Below are 20441 nucleotides of genomic sequence, written 5' to 3' on the forward strand. Positions count from 1 at the left end.
GAAGGAGTCGTAGTCCTGGAACAGCGGCGTCGAGTCGACCGGCGGCAGGCTGTGCAGGTAGGTGCCCTGGTAGCCGCGGAACTCCATCGTGAGCACGAGCAGCGTGCGACCGATCGTGTAGATGTCGGAGGCGACGCTCGGCCCGACCTCCGCGACCTCGGGCGCCTGGTAGCCGACCGTGCCGTAGATCGCCGACTCCTGGTCGTCGATCCGCCGGACGCCGCCGAGGTCGATCAGCTTCATCGCGTCGCCGACCTGGATCATGTTGTCGGGCTTGAAGTCGCAGTAGACCAGCCCGAGGTCGTGGAGGTACTGGAACGCCGACAGCAGCTCGAGCACGTAGGCGAGCGCCTGGTCGACCGGCAGCGGGTCGTACTGGCCGTTGCCGGCGGCCATCCGCTCCTTGAGGATCTGCTTGAGCGACTTCCCGCCGACGTACTCCATGACGATGTAGCCGGCGCCCTCGTGGGTCACGAAGTTGTAGATCTCCACGATCGCCGGGTGCTCGACCTGCGCGAGGAACTGCTGCTCGGCGATCGCCGCGGCGAGGGCGTCGGGGTCGCCGGAGTTGAGCAGGCCCTTGAGCACGACCCACCGGTTGGAGACGTTGCGGTCGCGGGCGAGGTAGATCCAGCCGAGGCCGCCGTGCGCCAGCGCGCCGGCGACCTCGTACTGCCCGGCGACCAGGTCGCCGGACTGCAGCTTGGGCGTGAACGAGAACCCGTGGCCGCACTGCGGGCAGAAGCCCTCGCTGCGCCCGGGCTTCCCGTCGATGCTGCGGCCCACCTTCGCGCCGCACCGCGCGCAGTTGCGCTTGTCCTCCGGCACCTGGGGGTTGGCCATGATCGCCTTCGCCGGGTCGACCGGCGGTGCGGGCGGGACCGACGTGAGGCCGGCGCCGAGGCGGGCGCTGCGCATCCGCTGGGGAGCCGGTGCGGGTGCGCAGGGTGGCGCTGGTCGAGCTGCCGGCGCGGCGCGAGCCGATCGGGGCGGACGCGACCCGGCTCGCCGAGGTCGGCACCGAGCCCTCCCGCGCCTGCAGCGGCGCTGCGTCGGCGGGCGTGCCGCAGACGTCGCAGTAGCCGTCGAGGATCTTGCCGCCGCACCCGGGCTGGACGCACGCCGTCCCGTCGGCCACCGGACGCGCCTCCCCGGCGGCGGGTGACGGGCTGCCGACGGACGCGACCGGGACGCCCGCGGTGGCCGGCGTGGCCGAGGCGCCGGCCGTCGTGGCGCTCACGGCGGCGGCCGGGGCGGCGTCCGCGGCCATCCCGCACACGTCGCAGTAGCCGTCGAGGATGGTCCCGGTGCAGCCGGGCTGGGTGCAGGTCGTCATCGGCTCGCGGTCTCCTTCTGCAGCCAGAGCTGGTACGTCGCGACCAGCTGCCGCGCGACGGTCATCGGCGCCGGCGTGCGGGCGAGCACCTCGCGCGCGTGCCGCTCGCTCTCGACGAGGTCCGGCCGGTCGGCCACTCCCTGCGCCCGCGCCTTCGCGACGTAGGCGTCGAGGAGGTCGACGAGCTGCTGGTGCGCGGCGAGCGCGTCGGCGTACTTGTGCTGGGCCAGCTCCAGCGCCTGCGACACCCGGTCGAGCTGGTGCAGGTAGCCGTCGATCTCGCCCGGCGTGACCGGCACCGGGCCGAGCGCCTCGACGTCGGGGACGGCGTAGCGGGGCGCGTCGTCGACCGTGGCCACGCAGGTCGCCGCGAGCTTCTCCAGCGCGGCGGCGCGGGCCTCGAGGTCGGCCCGCAGCTCGCGGGCGGACAGCACCTTCGAGCGGGCGTCGCGGCGACGTGCGTTGCCGACGATCAGGTCGCGCTCGTACGTCGTCGCGTCGACCTCGAGCGGGTCGAGCATGCCGCCCACGTCTCCGCCGCGCTCGGCCTTGGCGCCGATCGCCTCCAACCGGGCCATCAGCTCCGCCAGCCGGGCGACCGCTTGGTCGCGGCTCGTCGCCGGCTCGAGGGCCACCTGGTCACGGATCCGCTCCAGCTGTGCCCGCAGCTCCCTGACCCGCGCCGCCTGCTCGGTGGCGTCGTGGACGAGCGCCAGCTTGGTGCGCAGCTGGGCGGTCAGCGCGTCGTTGAGGCGGCACGCCTCGGGCAGCGAGACGGCGAGCCCGCCGGGCATCTCGGCGGCCCCGTCGAGCCGGCCCCAGATCAGCGCCGAGAGCCGCTCCCGCTCCTGCTGGAGCACCCGCCCGCCGTCCCAGGTGGCGAACACCAGCTGGTAGCGGTCGTGGATCGCCTTCCAGAGCGCGAGGGTGAGCGACATGTCCCCCCGCCACGTCTCCCCCACGGCCCGCCGCCAGCGCGGCGCGGTCGAGCTCGGCCAGCTCGTCCTGCCGGGTGCGCAGCCAGGCGTCGAGCTCGGTGAGGTAGCGCTGCGCCTCTGCCGGGTCGAGCGCCTCGCCGAGCCGGCCGGGGGCGGTGGGTGCGGTGGTCATCGGGCGGCGTCAGCTCCGGTACGGCGTGACGGGCCGCGGCTGGGTGGCGTCGACGCCGAGGTGGGGCCGCAGCCACTTGCGGTAGGACCGCTGCCAGGTGCCGTTGCGCATGTCCTCGAGCACGGAGTTGACGAACGCGACCAGGTCCTCGTCGTCCGCGTTGGCGCCGATCCCGTAGGGCTCCTCGCTGATCGGCTGCTGCTCAGGAACGACGGCCGACGGGTCCTGTGCCGCAAGGCCGGCCAGCACCGTGTCGTCGCCGGTGATCGCGTCGACCTCGCCGCGCTGGAACTTGACCAGGCAGCCGGTGTGGTTGCCAGCGGGCACGAGCTCCGCCTCCGGCTGCCGTTCCTGGATGTTGTCGAGGCTGGTCGACGGATTCGGGGCGCAGACCTTCTTGCCGGCGAGGTCCTCGAGGCCGTGGTACTCCCCGTTGTCCTCGTCTCCGTCGTCGAGCTCCTTGCGCACCAGCACCTTCTGGGTCGCCTCGTAGTAGACCTGCGAGAACGCGATGGTCTCCCACCGGGCGCAGTTGACCGTGAAGTTCCGGATCACCAGGTCGAGCTCCCCGTTCTCCAGCAGCTCGATGCGCTGACCCGAGTTGATCACCCGGATGTGGAGGTCGCGGCCGGCGTTGAAGTTGGGGAAGATCGCCGCGCCGATCGCGCGGGCGAAGTCGATGTCGAAGCCCTCGATCCGGTTGTTCTCCGGGTTGCGGTAACCCATCAGGTACGTGTCCGCCGAGACTCCGACGATGAGCCGCCCGCGTTCGCGGATCTCGTCCACCTTTCCCGAGGAAGGATCGGCGTCGGCAGGGTCGTAGGACGCGAGGTCGGAGTCGGTCGTCTCGCACGTCGGCGGGTCGGCGGGCTCGTACGCAGGCTCGGGGGCCGCCTCGGGCACTGGCGTGGCGTCGTAGCCGCAGCCGCCCGCGACCAGGGCGACCACCGCCGTCAGTGCCGCGAGCCCCATGGAAGGCCTCATGCGTACTCCCTCCGTCGGGCGCCGATGCCCCGCGCCACCGCCACTGCCGCGACGAACCCGAGGGCCAGCGTCAGCAGGCTGCCCGCGAGCGCGAAGCCGCGGCCCGATCGCAGGGCCTCGGTCGTCGTTTCGGCCATCTCGCCGACCAGCGCGTCCGAGGCGTCGTCGAACGCCGCGAAGCGCCGGGTCGAGTCGTCCTCGCCGTCCCCGATGGCGATCTCGCGCGCGAGCAACCACCGGTCCTCGTCGTCGAGGGCCACGATCTCGGCATGGCTCTCGGCGTACGCCGCCCACTCGTCGAGCGTCTCCTCGGCGGCGCGGTCCTCGACCACAGCGGCGGACTCCCGCCACGGCGCCTCGAACACCTCCCCCGACCCGCGCTTGATGAGTCTGAGGCTCTCGTTGGCCTTGGCGTCGTTGGCCGCGGTGCGGGCGGCCGCCTGGTCGACCGCCGACCGCAGCTCGTCGCCGAGGAGGTCGTCGTTCTGGTCGCTTCCACGCGCCGCGGCCGCCGCGCTGACCACGGTCGTGAGGAGGACCACGAGGGCCGCGACGGCGACGCCGACGTTGATCCGCCGCCGGAACTGCCGGGCGAGCACTTGGTTGACGCGGACGAGGACCACCAGCGCAGCGATGCCGATCAGGACGAGCCAGACCGGCTGCTGACCGCCCATGGCATCCTCGGCACGCTCCCCGTTGGCCTCGGCCAGGTTCGCGAGGATCGGGATCGCGTCAGCACGGAGACCCTCACTGGCGAGGTTGAGGTACTCGGCGCCGACCGGGAAACCCTGCCGGTTGTTGACCCGCGCCTCCGCCACGGCAGTGGCGTAGTCGTTGACCGCGACGTTGAGCGCGGCCAGCGCCTCGCGGTCTGCCGACTGCGCCTCGGCCGCCTCGGCGATGTGCGCGAAGACGCTCGCGACCGCGGCGTCGTACTCCTCCTGCTGGTCGCCCTCGGCGTTGGCCCCGGCGAGGAATGCGTTGGTCGCGAGTGCGTCGGCGCGGAGCAGCGACGACTGGATCTCCTGCACCAGAACCAGTTGCTCGGTGTCGTCGGCGGCTCGGCCGTCGGACTGCCACGACCAGAACTGGACGAGGGCGCTGAGCACGCCGAACAGCAGGACCGTGGTCATGCCCACGAGCTGGAGCCGGTTGAGCAGCTTGGGCGTGTCGACGCGCTGCGGCGCAGGCTGGCCGCCCGCTGCGGGTCGGGCGGCGGGCGCGGTGGCCGGCGTCGGGCTCGGCGCCGCCGGTGCGGGGGCTCGGCGCGGTCGCGGACTGGCTCACGGTTGGGCCTCCTCCCCGGGAAGGTCGACCAGGCCGGGGTCGGGCGCGTCGGCCGGCGGCACCAGGGTCCCGTCCTCGGCGACCGGGTCGTCCTCCAGGTCGTCCTCCACGTCGTCCTCGGGGACGACGAGGTCGTCGGGCGACAGGGTGCGCAGCTGCTCCAGCGTCGGCTCGGCGACCTCGCGCAGCCGCCAGGCGTGGTGGCCGATCGCCGCCTCGAGCAGGTTGCGCACGTAGCGGGCGTTTCCGAACGACGGCCCCCGCTCGACGTCGGCCAGGATCTCCCGGAGCCGCTCGACGACGTCGTCGCCGGCGTCGTAGTCGGCGCCCTTCGCCATCAGCCCGAAGATCGCGACCAGCTCGTCGTCGGTGTAGTCGTCGAAGTCGATGGTGGTGCGGAACCGGCTCTCGAGGCCGGGGTTCTCGGAGATGAAGATCGCCATCGGCAGCGGGTAGCCGGCGACGATGACGACGAGGTCGTCGCGCTTGTCCTCCATCTCCTTGACGAGGGTGTCGATCGCCTCCTTGCCGTACTGGTCGCCGGAGAGCGAGTAGGCCTCGTCGATGAAGAGCACGCCGCCCTCGGCCGACTTCACGACCTCGGCGGTCTTCTGCGCGGTCTGCCCCAGGTAGCCGGCGACCAGCTCGGACCGGTCGACCTCCACCAGCTGGCCCTTGGAGAGCAGCCCGAGCGCCCGGTAGATCCCCGCGACCAGGCGGGCGACGGTCGTCTTCCCGGTGCCCGGGTTGCCGTTGAACACCAGGTGCCGGGTGATCGTCGGCGTCTCGAGCCCCTGCGCCTTGCGGAGCCCCTCGATCCGCAGCACCGCGGCCTGCCGGTGGATCTCCGCCTTGACGTCCTTCAGCCCGATCAGCGCGTCCAGCTCGGCGAGCAGCTCCTCGACCGTCTTCGTCGGCTCCTCGGGCTCCTGGTCCGCCTGGGCACCCGCCGACCCGTCGGAGACCTCCGGCACCCCCCGCGGCTCACTCGGCTCCGGCACCCGATCCGCCCCGCCGGAGGTTTGCGACGGGTCGACGCCGGGGGGCGCGTCGTGCAGGGCAGGCGGGAACGACGGCGGCGGGTCGGACACAGGGTCAGTGGCGCCCGAGACATCCCGAACCCCGCCCTGCAGCGCCGCCAGCTGCCGCCGCACCTGGTCGCCCATCCGCCGCACCTGCTCGAGCATCTCGTCTCCCACGCCGGCGACCGGCTCGCGCGCGGGCAGGTCGAACGCCCCCGGCGTGGCGGAGGTCGGGACGGGCGCCTCACCCAGCTGTGCCGCGGTGGCCATGGTGGCGTTGCCGATGGCCTGCGGGTCGGGCTGGCCGAGGAGGGTCGCGGCGAGCGCGACCTCGCCGAGGGCCTGGGCGTACGCCGGGGCGTGGCCGGAGCGCTCCAGCGAGAGCTGGGCCATCACCGGGGTGGGCCCGGCGCGGAACCGGCCGCCGCGGGACGCGGCGTCGAAGAACGCCTCGGCCCCGCCGCCGTTGCCGGTCTGCTCGCCCCACGCGACGAACGCGCCCTTGTTGGGCCGCGCGACGGTCGCGGCGAGCGCCTCGCCCTCGGCCCGGGCGGCGGCCTCGTCGGCGCCGGCGGCCCGCGCCGCGGCGACCAGCTGGTCGAGCGCGGCGGCGAGGTCCGTCGTACTGCTCGTGCTCACGAGCCCCCAGGGACAGGTCGTGGCCACCCGGCGGGTGGCCGAACTTGGTGTCGAGGAACTGCCCGTGCGCGATCAGCTCCTGGGCGTCGGCGCGGTTGGCGGCGTCGAAGATCTTGTCCATCGTCACCGCGAGCAGCTCGAGCTGCTCGATGAGCAGCATCAGCGAGGTCTTGCCGCCCTCCACCGGGCGCGTGTCCGCCCACTCGCGGGGCAGCCGGAGGTAGCCACCGACGGCCTCGGGGAGGTAGTCGGTGGCGGTGGCGACGACGCTGTAGCTCTCCCTGGCTGCCGAGGCCGAGGTTGCGGATCCGCGGCAACGTCTGGTGGATGGTGCGAGCGATGCGGACCACCCGCGAGACCACCACCGGGGGCGCGTTGCCCTCGCGCAGCATCGCGTTGACGCGGTTGAGGGCGGCGAGGATGTCCTGCTCGGTCGGCGGCCCCGGCGCGGGCGCGACATCAGGCCCGTCGTCGCCGCCCCCCACCGTCCGCTTCCACCACGACTTGAGGCCCACTCGTGCCTCAGCCGATGTCGAGCGTGCCGGCGGCGTTGCGCTGGTCGTGCCGCTGGACGCGGTCGAGGTAGGTCTTGGACTTCTCGACCTCGGTCTCGAGGACACCGATCGTCGTGGCCATCGAGTCGAGGGCCTTGAGCTTGAACTCGTCGATGGAGTCCATGGTCTGGTAGATGTTGCTGAACGCCGCCTGCAGCTGCTCCATCCCGATCGTCGACGACGCCGCCTGCTCCTGGATCCGCGCGGAGTTGTCGCGGAGCATCTCCGACGTCTTCTGGATCATGTTCGACGTCGTCGTGTTGAGCGCGGTGATCTGGTCGAGCACGAGCTTCTGGTTGCTCAGCGCCTGCGCCACGATGACGGCGGTGCGCAGGGCGGAGATCGTGGTGGTCGTCGCTCGGTCGACGCCCTTGATGAGCTCGATGTTGTTCTTGATGATGATGTCGATCGCCAGGTAGGCCTGGATCGACACCGCCAGCTGGGTGAGCAGGTCCTGGTGCTTCTGCCGGACGTAGAACAGCACGTCCTGGCTCAGCGTCTTGGCCTGCTCGGGGTCGCTGAGCTCGAGCTCGGCGATCCTGGCGGAGAGCTTGGCGTCGAGCCGCTCGGCGACGTAGACGTACTGGTTGAGCCGTCCCATCACCGCCCACAGGTTCGACTTCTCGAGGTTGAGCGCGACGTTGTCCTTCTGCAGCTCGTCCTGGCCGTTGCGCAGGGAGTGCAGGATGCCGTTGAGCTGGCTCTGGGCGCTCTGGTACTTGCGGAAGTAGTCCTCGATCTTGTCGTTGAACGGGAGCATGTTCCAGAACCGCTTGGTGCCCTTGGCCTGGCTCGGGTCGAGGTCCTCGACCGTGCGGCGCAGCTGGAGCAGGGTCTTGCCGACCGTGGACCCCTCGGAGATGCCGCCCTCCTTGAGGGCGGTGACCGGCTTGTCGAGCATCCGGTTGGACGTCTCGGCGGCCTTCCGGATGTCGGCGTCGCCCATCGTGCGGACGTTCTCCGCCGTCTTGGCGAACTCCGGCGAGCCCACCGCGGTGCTGTCGAGGGAGGCGAGGAAGCTGTCGACCTTCGCGTCGAGCTCGGGCACCTGCTCCGGCTGGACCTGGGGCGCCATCTTGGGCGCCTGCGTCTCGGCGACCGGCTTCGGCGGCTCGGGCGCGGTCAGCGTGAGCACGGGCTCGGGCGGGGCGAGGGGGGCCGGCTGACCGGCGGAGCCATCGGTGGTCATGGCCCCGAGACTATCCACTCAGCAGCGGCCGCATGCACGGTCGGCGGTGCAAATCAGGGGAAGGCTCAGGGAGATCCACGACGTCGGGCCGCTCACTGCCGCATCCCGCGGTCCGGTGGCGGCAGGAACGCCGGGTCGACGTACCGCGAGCGCGGTGGCCGGGAGGGCCGGTCGTCGCGGACCTCGCGCGCCACGCCGACGGCCGCAGCGACGACGACCAGCACGACGAGGCCGACCAGCACGAACGCCGCGGTCATGGCGCGTCCACGGGTGTGGGCGGCTCCAGGTCGACGAGGAACCACGGGAGCGCGAGCTGGGTGAGCGGACCGATCGCGAGGGCGTAGAGCACGGTGCCGATGCCGAGGACCCCGCCGAGCACCAGGCCGACGAGGACGACGCCCACCTCGATCGCCGTACGGACCAGGCGCAGCGACAGCCCGGTGCGCCGGTGCAGACCGGTCATCAACCCGTCCCGCGGCCCCCGGCCGAGCTGGGCGCCGATGTACATCCCGGTCGCGAGGCCGCACAGCAGCACGCCCCCGACCATCAGCGCGACCCGCGCCGCCATCGCCGTCGGCTCGTCGAGCAGCCAGAGAGTGGCGTCGGCGGAGAGCCCGACCAGGACCGCGTTGCCGATGGTGCCGAGACCGGGCACCTCGCGGAGCGGGATCCAGAGGAGGAGCACCACGAAGCTCATCAGGACGACCGCCTGGCCGAGCGTGATCGGCACGTGCCGGATCAGGCCGGAGTGCAGGACGTCCCAGGGGGGCGAGGCCGATGTCGCCGCGCACCATCATGCCGAGGCTGACGCCGTAGAGGACGAGGCCGAGGGTCAGCTGCGGCAGTCGCCGTCCGAGCCGTCCGGCGCGGAGCTGGGCCACCGGGCCCAGGTCGGCGAGGACGGCGGGGCGGGCGGCGGCGGGAGCGGTGGTCACGGTGCAAGCCTGCTCCGGATTGGACTGTCGATGAAGAGCCAATCGTGATCTACTGGCCTGCATGGAGCAGTCCATTTCCGCTGCCCGGGTCGCGACGCTCGTCGGCGACTTCGACCGGTCGCCGGCGTACGCCGGCCTCGCCGCCGCGCTGCGCGAGCTGATCGGCGACGGCCGCATCGGCTACGGCACCCGGCTGCCGAGCGAGCGCGACCTCACCACCGCCCTCGGGGTCTCACGGACGACGGTCACCCGGGCGTACGCCCAGCTGCGGGAGACGGCGTACGCCGAGGCGCGGCAGGGGTCCGGGACGTTCACCCGGCTGCCCGGCGGGCCCACCCGCGCCCACGACCGGGCGCTGTGGCCGAGCGACGTGCGGGGCGGCGTGATCGACCTGGTGTGCGCGGCGGCCACGGCGCCGCCGGGCGTGGCGGCGGCCTACGCCGAGGCCGCGGCCGAGCTGCCCGCCTACCTCGGCAGCCACGGCTACTACCCCGCGGGCCACCCCGAGCTGCAGGCCGCGATCGCCGCGACGTACGACGCCCGGGGACTGCCGACGCGCCCCGAGCAGGTGATCGTCACCGCGGGCGCCCTGGCGGCGACCGCGGTGGTCGGCGCGGCGCTCGCCGGGCCGCGGGAGCGGGTGCTCGTTGAGTCGCCGACCTACCCCAACGCCGTCCAGGCCCTCCGCACCGGCGGCGGCCGGCTCGTGACGATCGCGCTCGACGGGGAGGGCTGGGACCTCGAGGCGGTCGCCGGCGTGGTGGCGCGCCGCAGGCCGCGGCTGGTGCACGTGATGCCCGACTTCCACAACCCGACCGGCCTGGTGATGCCGGCCGAGCAGCGGGCGTCGTACGCGCGGCTGCTGGCCGACCACGGCGCGGTGCCGGTCGTCGACGAGGCCCACCACCTGCTCCGGCTCGACGGCGGCGCCGACGAGCGACCTTTCGGCGTCCATGCCAAGGACGCCGTCACCGTCGGCAGCGCCAGCAAGAGCGTGTGGGGCGGGCTGCGGCTCGGCTGGATCCGGTCGCCGCTCCCCCTCGTCGACCGCCTGACCCGGGCGCGGGTGGGGCTCGACCTCGGCGCTCCGGTGCTCGAGCAGCTGGTGCTGACCCGGCTGCTGCGCGACGGGATCGAGCCGCTGCTCGCGGCCCACCGGCAGCGGCTGGTCGAGCAGCGCGACGTGCTCGTCGCCGCTCTGCGCCGCGACCTGCCCGACTGGACGTTCCGGGTGCCCGCCGGGGGGATGGCCCTGTGGTGCCGGCTCCCCCCACGCCGGCGCGGTCGCGCTCTCGGTGGAGGCCGAGCGGCACGGGGTCCTGCTGCCGCCCGGCCCGGCGTTCGCCCCCGAGGGCGGCCTCGACCACTACGTCCGGATCCCCTACACCCATCCCGCGGCCGACCTCGAGGAGGCAGTCCGCCGGGTCGCCGCCGCATGGCAGGCCCTCGAGGACCGCGGCGCCCCCGGCCTCACCACCGACCGCCCCCGCCGGGGCAGCGTGCTCGTCGCCTGACCCGTCGAATCGGGTGTTGTGGTGGGTTGAATCGGGTGTTGTGGCGCGTCGAATCGGGTGTTGTGGTTGGTCGAATCGGGTGTTGTGGCGCGCCGAGTCCGGTGTCGTGGCGTGTTGGTCAGGTTCCGTCACCACGAGGCCCGATTCAAGGAACCACGAGGCCGGATTCAACACACCACGAGGCCCGATTCGCCAACCACGAGGCCGGATTCAACACACCACGAGGCCCGATTCGACCAACCACGAGGCCCGATTCAACACACCACGAGGCCCGATTCGACGCCGCGGCGCGGGGGTTCAGACCAGGTCGACGGCGCGGATCGTGGTGGCGTCGATGGCGGTCTCGATCTCGGCGAGGGTCTCCGCGGCGATGGCGGAGTCGACCGAGAGCGCGACGAGGGCCTGGCCGCCCTTGGTGTCGCGCGAGACCTGCATGCCGGCGATGTTGACGCCGGCGTCGCCGAGCACCCGGCCGACGGTGCCGACCATGCCCGGGCGGTCGACGTAGGTGAAGAACGCCAGGTGGTCGGTGGGCTCGATGTCGATGTCGTAGCCGTTGACCTCGACCAGCCGCTCGCGCTGGTGGATCCCGACGAGCGTGCCGCTGACCGACACCTGCGAGCCGTCGGCGAGGGTGCCGCGCAGCGTGATGACGTTGCGGTGGTCGGGGCTGTCGGCGTCGGTCACCAGGCGTACGGCGGTGCCGCGCTCGGCAGCCAGGAGCGGCGCGTTGACGTAGGACACCTGGTCCTCGACCACGCTGCTGAAGACACCCTTGAGGGCCGCGAGCTCGAGCACCTTGACGTCGTGCTCGGTGATCTCGCCGCGCACCTCGACGTCGAGCTGCTGGGCCACCTCGCCGGCGACACCGGTGAACACCTGGCCGAGCTTCTCGGTGAGCGGGATGCCGGGCCGCACGTCCTCGGCGATCACGCCGCCCTGGACGTTGACGGCGTCGGGCACCAGCTCGCCCGACAGCGCGAGCCGCACCGACCGGGCCACCGCGATGCCGGCCTTCTCCTGCGCCTCGTCGGTCGAGGCGCCGAGGTGCGGCGTGGCGACGACGTTCTCCAGCTCGAACAGCGGGCTGTCGGTGCACGGCTCCTTGGCGAACACGTCGAGGCCGGCCGCCGCGATCCGCCCGGTCTTGAGCGCGTCGTAGAGCGCCGCCTCGTCGACGATGCCGCCGCGCGCGGCGTTGACCAGCACCAGCGACGGCTTGGCCTTCGCCAGCTCCTCGGCCCCGATCAGGCCGATCGTCTCCGGCGTCTTGGGCAGGTGCACCGACATGAAGTCGGCCTCGGCGAGCAGCGTGTCGAGGTCGACCAGCCGGACGCCCATCTGGGCGGCACGACCCGCCTGCACGTAGGGGTCGTAGGCGATGACGTTCATGCCGAAGGCGCTGAGCCGCTGCGCGACGAGGACGCCGATCCGGCCGAGGCCGACGATGCCGACGGTCTTCTCGTAGAGCTCGATGCCGGTGTACTTCGACCGCTTCCACTCGCCGTTCTTGAGCGCGGCGTGCGCCGGCGAGACGTTGCGGGCGGCGGCGAGCATCAGCGCGACGGCCAGCTCGGCGGCCGACACGATGTTGGAGGTCGGAGCGTTGACGACCATCACGCCGGCCTGGGTCGCGGCCTTCACGTCGACGTTGTCGAGGCCGACCCCGGCGCGCGCGACCACCTTGAGCCGCTGCGCGTCGCCCAGCGCCTCGGCGTCGACCTTGGTCGCGGACCGGACGAGGATCGCATCCACGTCGGCGATCGCCGGCAGCAGCTCGCCGCGGTCGGCGCCGTTGCAGTGCCGGATCTCGAAGTCGGGCCCGAGCGCCTCGACGGTGGCGGGGCTGAGCTCTTCGGCGATGAGGACGACGGGACGGTCAGTCACAGCGATGATCCTTCACGAGGGTTCGTGCGGGTGAGAGGTGCACGACGCTGTGCGTGGCCCTCACCGTACTAGACCCGGCCGCGTGTTACGAACTTGTGTCACGGCTCGGCGGTCGGGCGGCATGCTGGTCACCATGACCGCGCTCCACCTCGCGACCGACCGGCTCGTCATCCGCCCCTGGCGGCTGGAGGAGGCGGAGCGGCTGCTCGACATCCTCGGCCGGATGGAGGTCATGAAGTGGCTCGGTGACGGTGAGGTCCGGCTGATGCAGGACGTCGCGGAGGCGCGCGACCGGATCCAGCGGTACGCCGAGCGGAGCGCGGTCGCCCCGCTCGGGGTCTGGGCCGTCGAGGTCGCCGCGACCGGGCAGGTCGCGGGGACGGTGCTGCTGCTCACCCTCCCCCACGCCGACGCCGGCGAGGTCGAGATCGGCTGGCACCTCCACCCCGACAGCTGGGGCCACGGCTATGCGACGGAGGCCGCCGAGGCCGTGCTGCGGCACGGCTTCGCGCACGGCCTGCCCGAGATCCACGCCGTCACCCACCTCGGCAACGCCCCCTCCCAGAACGTCTGCCGCAAGCTCGGCATGCGCCACCAGGGCGTGGTCCACCGCTGGTACGACGGCCCGTCGGAGCACTACGTCATCACCCGCGACGAGCACGCCGTCAGATAGGGCAGCCGTCGGGGCCGCAGGCGTCGGCGTCGGTGGCGCCGGGGACGGTCTCGAGGACGGGGTGGCTCTCCGTCCACGCGCGGTCGAGCAGCTGGGCGAAGACCTCGGCCGGCTGGGCGCCGGAGACGCCGTACTTGCGGTCGACGACGAAGAACGGGACGCCGGTCGCGCCGTAGGCGCCGGCCTGGGCGATGTCGGCCTCGACGGCGTCGGCGTAGTGGTCGCCGGCGAGCACGGCGTCGACCCGGGCGGCGTCGAGCCCGGCCGCGAGGGCGACCTCGCGCAGCACCGCGTGGTCGGCGACGTTGCGCGCCTCGGCGAAGTAGGCGTGCAGCAGCGCCTCCTTCAGCTCCGCCTGGCGGCCCTGGTCCAGCGCGAGGTGGAGCAGGCGGTGGGCGTCGACGGTGCCGACGTACGGCGACTCCTCGTGCCGCCAGTGCATGCCCTCCTCGGCGGCGAGCATGATGACGCGGCTCTGCGCCTCGGCGGCCTGCGCCGGGGAGAGGCGGTACTTGCGCGCGAGCATCTCCCGGGCCGTCTCGGTCGCCTCCGTCGGGGCGCCGGGGTCGAGCAGGAACGAGTGGTAGACGACCTCCACCTGGTCGCGGTGCGGGAAGTCGGCCAGCGCCCGCTCGAGGCGGCGCTTGCCGATGTAGCACCACGGGCAGACCACGTCGGACCAGATGTCGATGCGCATGCCGGACCAACACCCGGCGACCCTGGTTGCTTCCCCTCCTGTCCCTGAGCCGTCTCGGGGTTCCGCTCAGGGACGGTTCCGGGGACGTGCCGGAAGCGCCGAGGGTCCTCCGGGGAGCAGGCTCCTCGCCATGATCACCATCGAGTCACTGACCAAGAGGTACGGCGCCTACGCCGCCGTCGACAACGTCACGTTCACGGCCGAGCCGGGCCGGGTCACCGGCTTCCTCGGTCCCAACGGCGCCGGCAAGTCCACCACGATGCGCGTGATGGTCGGTCTCACCGAGCCGAGCTCCGGCAGCGTCCGGGTGCTCGGTCGGCGGTTCGCCGACCTGCCCAACCCCGGTCGCGAGGTCGGGGGTCCTCCTCGACGCGTCCGCCCAGCACGCCGGCCGCACCGGCCGCGAGATCCTCACCATCGCCGCGCGCACCATGGGCCTGCCCAAGGGTCGGGTCGGCGCGATGATCACGCGGGTCGGCCTGACCGACGAGGAGGCCGGCCGCCGGGTGCGGAACTACTCCCTCGGCATGCGCCAGCGGCTCGGCATCGCCACCGCGCTCCTCGGTGACCCCGAGGTGCTGATCCTCGACGAGCCGGCCAACGGCCTCGACCCGGCCGGCATCCGCTGGATGCGCGACCTGCTGCGCGGCTTCGCCGACGAGGGCGGCACGGTGCTGCTCTCGTCGCACCTGCTCCACGAGATCGAGGTCATCGCCGACGACATCGTCGTCATCGGCAACGGCCGGATCGTCGCCGGCGGCACCAAGGAGGAGCTGCTGGCGAGCGCCGGCGTGCTCGCCAGGGCGACCGACAACGCGGCGCTGGTGGCGGCACTCGAGGCGGCGGGCCTCACCTCCTCCGTCGCCGACGGCGCGGTGTTCACCGACGCCGACCTCGCCACCGTCGGCCGGGTCGCGTTCGCGGCCGGGGTCGCCATCACCGAGCTCCGGACGGCCGACGGCGCCGGCCTGGAGGAGATGTTCCTCGAGCTGACCGCCGAGAGCCAGCGCGAGCAGACCACCCCTGACCACGCAGACCGACGAAGGAGCAGCGGCATGACCGCCACGACCCTGGAGGCCACCGCCACCACCACGGTGGCCCGCCCCGACAAGCGCGCCGTCCCGGCGCCGATCCCGTTCACCCGGGTCCTCGGCGTCGAGCTGCGCAAGATGTTCGACACCCGGTCCGGCTTCTGGCTGATGGCGAGCATCGTCATCCTCAGCGTCGTCGCCACCGGCGCCGCGATCATCTTCGCCCCGGACGACGAGCTGACCTTCGAGACGTTCGCCGCGGCGATCGGCGCCCCGATGTCGGTGATCCTGCCGATGATCGCCGTCCTCGCGGTCTCGAGCGAGTGGAGCCAGCGCAGCGCGCTCACGACGTTCACCCTCGTCCCGAGCCGCAGCCGCGTCATCGGCGCCAAGGCGCTGGTCGTCGTCGCCGTGGGCGCGGTGGCGATGCTGGTCGCCGGCCTGGTCGGCGCGGTCGGCAACCTCGTGGGTACGGCGATCGCGGACGTCGCCACGACGTGGGACGTCGGCGTCACGGAGTTCGCCCAGATCATCCTCGCCAACGAGGTGGGCATGCTGATGGGCTTCATGCTCGGCGTGCTGTTCCGCAGCTCGCCTGCCGCGATCGTGGGCTACTTCGTCTACGCGCTGGTCCTGCCCGGCATCTCCAGCGCGCTGGCCAGCACCACCGACTGGTGGAGCGAGAACGGCGCGTGGTTCGACCTCAACTGGGCGTCGACCCGGCTCTTCGACAGCGAGATGACCGGCGAGATGTGGGCCCAGCTGGGCGTCACGTCCCTGATCTGGCTGGTCGTCCCGCTCGCAGTCGGCCTGCGCGTGCTGATGCGCGCCGAGATCAAGTAGCCGATCGGGGGATCGCCAACCACTCCGCCCACGTGAGATCGCGACCGACGTACCTCGGGGCCCGCAACGGCCAGTCGTCCGCGATCCACGTGGGCACGAGTGCGTCCAGGGCCGCCTCGACGTCGGTGCCGACGTACTCGTCGCGCACCCACCAGGAGATGTCGGCGTCGGCCCCCGCCTTGTCGGTCGGGTCGATGTAGACGCAGCCGATCAGCTCGGTCTCCTCGGCGTCGAACAGCGCGTAGTTGAACGACTCGTGGGCCAGGATCTCGTCCCAGTGGTGCTGCAGGTCCTCGCGGTCCTGCTCGGCGGTCATGTCGGCTGGCGGCCAGCTCCACGCCTCGCCGTAGATCGCCCACAGCCGCTCGCGGGAACCCATCACCGCGGGCATGTCGAGCCCGGTGTCGTCGGGATGGATCGGCCGCAGGTGGTGGCCGGTGGGGAGCTCGACGCGGGTCGGGTGCTGCCAGTCGGCGGGCAGCCAGGGGTTCTCGGTCACGAGCAGGACGCTAAGCGCCCACCGGCCCCCGGCGCAGCCGATCGCACGAGCTTCGTCCTCCGGGAGGAGAAGCGCAACGACGCCCCCGGCCGGTCGGCCGGGGGCGTCGTACGACGCTGGGTCAGCAGGCGCCTCGGTCAGCGGGCCGCGGTGCCCTCGACGTAGTCGGAGTCGTGGGACTTCACCCAGGCCATCAGCTTGCGCAGCTCGCGGCCGGTCTGCTCGATCGGGTGCTGCTCGCCCTTCTTGCGGAGCTCGGCGAACTCGGGCGCGCCGGCGTCCTGGTCGTCGATGAACCGCTGGGCGAACTTCCCGTCGACGATGTCGGCGAGGACGGCCTTCATGTTCTCCTTCACCTCGGGCGTGATCACCCGGGGACCGGAGACGTAGTCGCCGTACTCGGCGGTGTCGGACACCGACCAGCGCTGCTTGGCGATGCCGCCCTCGTACATCAGGTCGACGATCAGCTTGAGCTCGTGCAGGCACTCGAAGTAGGCGACCTCGGGCTGGTAGCCCGCCTCGATGAGGGTCTCGAAGCCGTACATCACCAGCTGGGAGGCGCCGCCGCAGAGGACGGCCTGCTCGCCGAACAGGTCGGTCTCGGTCTCCTCGGCGAAGGTGGTCTTGATGCCGCCGGCGCGGAGGCCGCCGATCCCCTTCGCGTAGGAGAGGGCGAGGTCCCAGGCCTTGCCGGACTCGTCCTTCTCCACCGCGACCAGCACCGGGACGCCGCGGCCGTCGACGTACTCACGGCGGACGAGGTGGCCCGGGCCCTTCGGGGCGACCATGAACACGTCGACGCCGTCGGGCGGGGTGATGTAGCCGAACCGGATGTTGAAGCCGTGGCCGAACACGAGGGTGTCGCCGGCGGCCAGCGCGGGGGCGATCTCGTCGGCGTAGAGCTTCCGCTGGTGCTGGTCGGGGGCGAGGATGACGATGACGTCGGCCTCCTCCGCCGCCTCGCGCGGGGTCAGCACCTTGAGGCCCTCGGCCTCCGCCTTGGCCCGGCTCCGCGAGCCCGGCTGCAGGCCGATCCGGACGTCGACGCCCGAGTCGCGCAGCGACAGCGCGTGGGCGTGGCCCTGGCTGCCGTAGCCGATGACCGCCACGTGCTTGCCCTGGATCAGGGACAGGTCGGCGTCGTCGTCGTAGAACATCTCAGCCACTGGTGGCTTCTCCTTGCGTGTTGGGGCTCTGGGGCCGGTTGGGGGTCGGTGCTGGGTCAGGATGCCGCGGACGGCGGCGGGACGGGTACGGCGACCGGGCGGCTGCGCTCGGAGATCGACCGCGAGCCGCGGCCGATGGCGACCATCCCGGACTGGACGAGCTCGCGGATGCCGAACGGCTCGAGCACCCGTAGGAAGTCGTTGATCTTGCCGGAGTTGCCGACGACCTGGACGGTGACCGCGTCGGCGGCGACGTCGATCACCTTCGCCTTGAACAGCTGGACGGCGTCGAGCACCTGACCGCGGGTCTCGGGCGTGGCGCCGACCTTGACGAGGACCAGCTCGCGCTGCACGGACGCGGTCGGGTCGAGCTCGACGATCTTGATCACCTCGACCAGCTTGTTGAGCTGCTTGGTGACCTGCTCGAGCGGCGAGTCCTCGACGTGGACGACGATCGTCATCCGCGAGATCTCCGCGTGCTCGGTCGGCCCGACGGCGAGGGACTCGATGTTGAAGCCCCTGCGGCTGAACAGGCCGGCGATCCGGGTCAGGACGCCCGGCTTGTCCTCGACGAGGACGGAGAGGGTGTGCTTGGCCATCGGTTACAGATCATCCTCGTCGAACTGGGGAGCCAGGTCCCGGGCGTACTTGATGTCGTCGTTGCTGGTGCCGGCGGCCACCATCGGCCACACCATCGCGTCGCGGTGGACGCGGGAAGTCGACCACGACGGGGACGTCGTCGACCTCCATCGCCTTCCGGATGGTGGCGTCGACGTCGGAGGGCGACTCGCAGGCGAGGCCTACGCAGCCGTAGGCGTCGGCGAGCTTGACGAAGTCGGGGATCCGCTTGGAGTGCAGGTCGGTGTTGGAGTAGCGCTCGTTGTAGAACAGCGTCTGCCACTGCCGCACCATGCCGAGCGACTCGTTGTTGATGACCGCGACCTTGATCGGGATGTCGTTGATCGCGCAGGTCGCGAGCTCCTGGTTGGTCATCTGGAAGCAGCCGTCGCCGTCGACCGCCCACACCGTGGAGCCGGGCATCCCGACCTGGGCGCCCATCGCCGCCGGGACGGCGTACCCCATGGTCCCGGCGCCGCCGGAGTTGAGCCAGGTGTTGGGCTTCTCGTGCGGGAGGTAGTGCGCCGCCCACATCTGGTGCTGCCCGACGCCGGCGGTGAAGATCGTGTCGGGGCCGGCGATGGCGGCGAGCCGCTCGAGCACGTACTGCGGCGCCAGCCCGCCGTCGACCGGCTCGTCGTAGCCGACGGGGTACTTGCTCTTCACGCCGCTGAGGAACTGCACCCAGCCCTCGTAGTCGCCGGTGTGGCCGGCGTCGGCCTCGGTGCGCAGCGCGGTGACCAGGTCGACGAGGACCTCGCGGACGTCGCCCACGATCGGCACGTCGGCGTGGCGGTTCTTGCCGATCTCGGCCGGGTCGATGTCGGCGTGGACGACCTTCGCGTGGGGCGCGAACGAGTCGAGGTTGCCGGTGACGCGGTCGTCGAAGCGGGCGCCGAGGCTGATGATCAGGTCGCTCTTCTGCAAGGCGGCCACCGCCGCGACGGTGCCGTGCATGCCGGGCATGCCGAGGTGCTGCGGGTGGCTGTCGGGGAAGGCACCGCGCGCCATCAGCGTCGTCACCACGGGGATGCCGGTCAGCTCGGCGAGCGTGCGCAGCTCGCGGTGGGCCCCGGCCCGGATGGTGCCGCCGCCGACGTAGAGCACCGGCTTGCGGGACTCGAGCACGAGCCGGGCCGCCTCGCGGATCTGCTTGGCGTGCGGCCGGGTGACGGGCCGGTAGCCGGGCAGGTGCAGCTCGCTGGGCCACTGGAAGTCGGTGGTGGCCTGCAGCGCCGACTTCGCCACGTCGACGAGCACCGGACCGGGTCGGCCGGTGGAGGCGATGTGGAACGCCTCGGCGACGGTGCGCGGGATCTCGGCGGCGTCGGTGACGAGGAAGTTGTGCTTGGTGATCGGCATCGTGATGCCGCGGATGTCGGCCTCCTGGAAGGCGTCGGTGCCGATCAGGTCGACGCCCACCTGGCCGGTGATCGCGACCATCGGGACCGAGTCCATGTGGGCGTCGGCGATCGGCGTCACCAGGTTGGTGGCGCCCGGGCCCGACGTCGCCATGCACACGCCGACCCGGCCGGTCGCGGCGGCGTACCCCTGCGCGGCGTGGCCGGCGCCCTGCTCGTGCCGGGTGAGGACGTGCCGGATCGGGCTGTCCATGAGCGGGTCGTACGCCGGGAGGATCGCGCCGCCGGGAATGCCGAAGATGTCGGTGACGCCCGCCGCCTCGAGCGACTTCACCAGGCTCTGCGCTCCCGTCACCGTGCTGCCACCGCGCTGCTGCTGCTCACTCATCCGACTTCTGTGTCCTCACATCTCATGACGTCTCGTGATGCTTGCCGGATCCGTCCGGCCCGGCGTGCTGGTCTTGCTCGACAACAAAAACCCCTCGGTTGCGAGGCAACGAGGGGCGGACGCGCGGGGCTGCGGGTCAGCCGGCGCGTCCGATGCGTACGAGAAGGTCCTGGCGCATGGGACCACCGTACGCCGTCGCACGCCGTGCCGTCCCCGAGACTCCCACGGATCCCAAATGGCGGGACGGCCGTCTCACATTTCGCGCGGCTCGTCCGCCGGCAGGACGAGGTCGCTGATCGCCCCCGGCGCCCACGCGACCTCCCACCGGAAGCCGTCGGGGTCGGCGAAGTAGCCCGAGTAGCCACCCCACTCGCGCTGCTCGGCGTCCACAACCGGCTCGGCGCCGGCCGCCGCCGCCGCGGCCAGCACCTCGTCGACCCGCGCGCGGGTGCCGAGGTTGTGGGCGAGCGTGACCGGCGGCACCCCGGCTCCGGACGCCACCGCCCCCACCTCCTCCTCGGCGTGGGCGCGGTCCCACAGCGAGAGCAGCAGCCGCTCCCCCACCCGGAACATCAGCACCTCCCCGGCACGTGCACCTCGGCCGGCCACCCGAGCCCGTCGACGTAGAACCGCCTGCTGCGCTCCACGTCGGCCACCACCAACGTCACGAGACTGATCCGTGGGTCCATGGGCGGAAGCGTGCCAGGG

General features: G+C 72.3%; 20 protein-coding genes and 3 pseudogenes. 6 read left to right on the top strand and 17 right to left on the bottom strand.

The genetic code is table 11. The features are described 5' to 3' along the window. Window positions 1-9: 9 nt before the first annotated feature. Window positions 10-975 (bottom strand): annotated as a pseudogene (locus MF408_RS01880) (serine/threonine protein kinase); the annotation flags it as partial. Here MF408_RS01880 and MF408_RS01885 point away from each other — a divergent pair. Both MF408_RS01885 and MF408_RS01890 read left to right on the top strand, forming a co-directional pair. Further along, complete coding sequence (locus tag MF408_RS01885) at window positions 933-1082, top strand: hypothetical protein (RefSeq protein WP_240252205.1); 150 nt, start codon at window positions 933-935, stop codon at window positions 1080-1082. The pseudogene MF408_RS01880 and the gene MF408_RS01885 sit on opposite strands and share 43 nt — an antisense overlap. A gap of 12 nt (window positions 1083-1094) precedes the next feature. Then, window positions 1095-1289, top strand: coding sequence for a hypothetical protein (locus tag MF408_RS01890; protein ID WP_240252207.1), 195 nt, complete (start codon window positions 1095-1097; stop codon window positions 1287-1289). 43 nt (window positions 1290-1332) lie between these two features. Here the strand turns inward: MF408_RS01890 and MF408_RS01895 are convergent, their stop codons facing one another. The 8 genes from MF408_RS01895 to MF408_RS01930 all read right to left on the bottom strand — a co-directional run bounded on the left by MF408_RS01895 (window position 1333) and on the right by MF408_RS01930 (window position 8851). After that, complete coding sequence (locus MF408_RS01895) at window positions 1333-2274, bottom strand: hypothetical protein (RefSeq protein ID WP_240250042.1); 942 nt, start codon at window positions 2272-2274, stop codon at window positions 1333-1335. Window positions 2275-2455: 181 nt separating this feature from the next. Next, window positions 2456-3430, bottom strand: coding sequence for a glutamate ABC transporter substrate-binding protein (locus tag MF408_RS01900; RefSeq protein ID WP_240250043.1), 975 nt, complete (start codon window positions 3428-3430; stop codon window positions 2456-2458). Continuing rightward, a complete protein-coding gene (locus tag MF408_RS01905; protein ID WP_240250044.1) occupies window positions 3427-4563 on the bottom strand; it encodes a hypothetical protein in 1137 nt (378 codons plus the stop codon). The genes MF408_RS01900 and MF408_RS01905 overlap by 4 nt, the downstream gene beginning before the upstream one ends. Before the next feature lie 150 nt (window positions 4564-4713). Beyond that, window positions 4714-6378, bottom strand: a complete 1665-nt coding sequence (locus MF408_RS01910; protein ID WP_240250045.1) for an AAA family ATPase — start codon at window positions 6376-6378, stop codon at window positions 4714-4716. Beyond that, the gene (locus MF408_RS01915; protein WP_240250046.1) at window positions 6375-6893 is read right to left on the bottom strand and encodes a hypothetical protein; all 519 of its coding nucleotides are present in this window, start codon (window positions 6891-6893) and stop codon (window positions 6375-6377) included. Before MF408_RS01915 ends, MF408_RS01910 begins: the two co-directional genes overlap by 4 nt. A 7-nt stretch (window positions 6894-6900) precedes the next feature. After that, on the bottom strand, window positions 6901-8121 hold the full coding sequence (locus MF408_RS01920) for a toxic anion resistance protein (RefSeq protein WP_240250047.1): 1221 nt from the start codon (window positions 8119-8121) through the stop codon (window positions 6901-6903). Between the two features lie 92 nt (window positions 8122-8213). Next, window positions 8214-8378, bottom strand: coding sequence for a hypothetical protein (locus MF408_RS01925; RefSeq protein ID WP_240250048.1), 165 nt, complete (start codon window positions 8376-8378; stop codon window positions 8214-8216). Beyond that, complete coding sequence (locus MF408_RS01930; RefSeq protein WP_240250049.1) at window positions 8375-8851, bottom strand: hypothetical protein; 477 nt, start codon at window positions 8849-8851, stop codon at window positions 8375-8377. Before MF408_RS01930 ends, MF408_RS01925 begins: the two co-directional genes overlap by 4 nt. Before the next feature lie 266 nt (window positions 8852-9117). Between MF408_RS01930 and MF408_RS01935 the strand changes: the two are divergent. Beyond that, window positions 9118-10272, top strand: a pseudogene (locus MF408_RS01935) (PLP-dependent aminotransferase family protein); the annotation flags it as partial. 595 nt (window positions 10273-10867) lie between these two features. On the opposite strand, the gene serA reads toward MF408_RS01935, so the two are convergent. After that, entirely contained in the window at window positions 10868-12457 is a 1590-nt protein-coding gene (serA, locus tag MF408_RS01940; protein WP_240250050.1) for a phosphoglycerate dehydrogenase, read from the bottom strand. Between the two features lie 121 nt (window positions 12458-12578). On the opposite strand from serA, the gene MF408_RS01945 reads away from it, so the two are divergent. Next, entirely contained in the window at window positions 12579-13130 is a 552-nt protein-coding gene (locus MF408_RS01945) for a GNAT family N-acetyltransferase (RefSeq protein WP_240250051.1), read from the top strand. Here MF408_RS01945 and MF408_RS01950 read toward each other — a convergent pair. Continuing rightward, a complete protein-coding gene (locus MF408_RS01950; RefSeq protein WP_240250052.1) occupies window positions 13123-13827 on the bottom strand; it encodes a DsbA family oxidoreductase in 705 nt (234 codons plus the stop codon). The two genes, MF408_RS01945 and MF408_RS01950, sit on opposite strands and share 8 nt — an antisense overlap. 130 nt (window positions 13828-13957) lie before the next feature. Here MF408_RS01950 and MF408_RS26480 point away from each other — a divergent pair, with 130 nt between their 5' ends. Continuing rightward, window positions 13958-14395, top strand: coding sequence for an ATP-binding cassette domain-containing protein (locus tag MF408_RS26480; protein WP_345893824.1), 438 nt, complete (start codon window positions 13958-13960; stop codon window positions 14393-14395). Beyond that, window positions 14289-15701 (top strand): AAA family ATPase, encoded by a 1413-nt coding sequence (locus MF408_RS26485; protein ID WP_345893825.1) that lies wholly within the window; start codon window positions 14289-14291, stop codon window positions 15699-15701. The genes MF408_RS26480 and MF408_RS26485 overlap by 107 nt, the downstream gene beginning before the upstream one ends. Here the strand turns inward: MF408_RS26485 and MF408_RS01960 are convergent. The 6 genes and pseudogenes from MF408_RS01960 to MF408_RS26490 all read right to left on the bottom strand — a co-directional run bounded on the left by MF408_RS01960 (window position 15694) and on the right by MF408_RS26490 (window position 20422). Continuing rightward, complete coding sequence (locus MF408_RS01960; RefSeq protein ID WP_240250053.1) at window positions 15694-16200, bottom strand: GNAT family N-acetyltransferase; 507 nt, start codon at window positions 16198-16200, stop codon at window positions 15694-15696. The two genes, MF408_RS26485 and MF408_RS01960, sit on opposite strands and share 8 nt — an antisense overlap. 137 nt (window positions 16201-16337) lie before the next feature. Next, window positions 16338-17366 carry a ketol-acid reductoisomerase gene (gene ilvC, locus MF408_RS01965; protein WP_275693316.1) on the bottom strand — a complete coding sequence of 343 codons (1029 nt, stop codon included), beginning with the start codon at window positions 17364-17366 and terminating at the stop codon, window positions 16338-16340. Window positions 17367-17422: 56 nt separating this feature from the next. Continuing rightward, complete coding sequence (gene ilvN / locus MF408_RS01970) at window positions 17423-17965, bottom strand: acetolactate synthase small subunit (protein ID WP_240250054.1); 543 nt, start codon at window positions 17963-17965, stop codon at window positions 17423-17425. 3 nt (window positions 17966-17968) lie between these two features. After that, window positions 17969-19733 (bottom strand): annotated as a pseudogene (locus MF408_RS01975) (acetolactate synthase large subunit). A 252-nt stretch (window positions 19734-19985) separates the two neighbouring features. After that, entirely contained in the window at window positions 19986-20306 is a 321-nt protein-coding gene (locus tag MF408_RS01980; protein ID WP_240250055.1) for a VOC family protein, read from the bottom strand. Beyond that, the gene (locus MF408_RS26490) at window positions 20306-20422 is read right to left on the bottom strand and encodes a VOC family protein (protein WP_345893826.1); all 117 of its coding nucleotides are present in this window, start codon (window positions 20420-20422) and stop codon (window positions 20306-20308) included. Before MF408_RS26490 ends, MF408_RS01980 begins: the two co-directional genes overlap by 1 nt. Between the last annotated feature and the right edge of the window lie 19 nt (window positions 20423-20441).

The organism is Nocardioides sp. TF02-7 (genome assembly GCF_022437945.1).
Taxonomy (GTDB): domain Bacteria; phylum Actinomycetota; class Actinomycetes; order Propionibacteriales; family Nocardioidaceae; genus Nocardioides.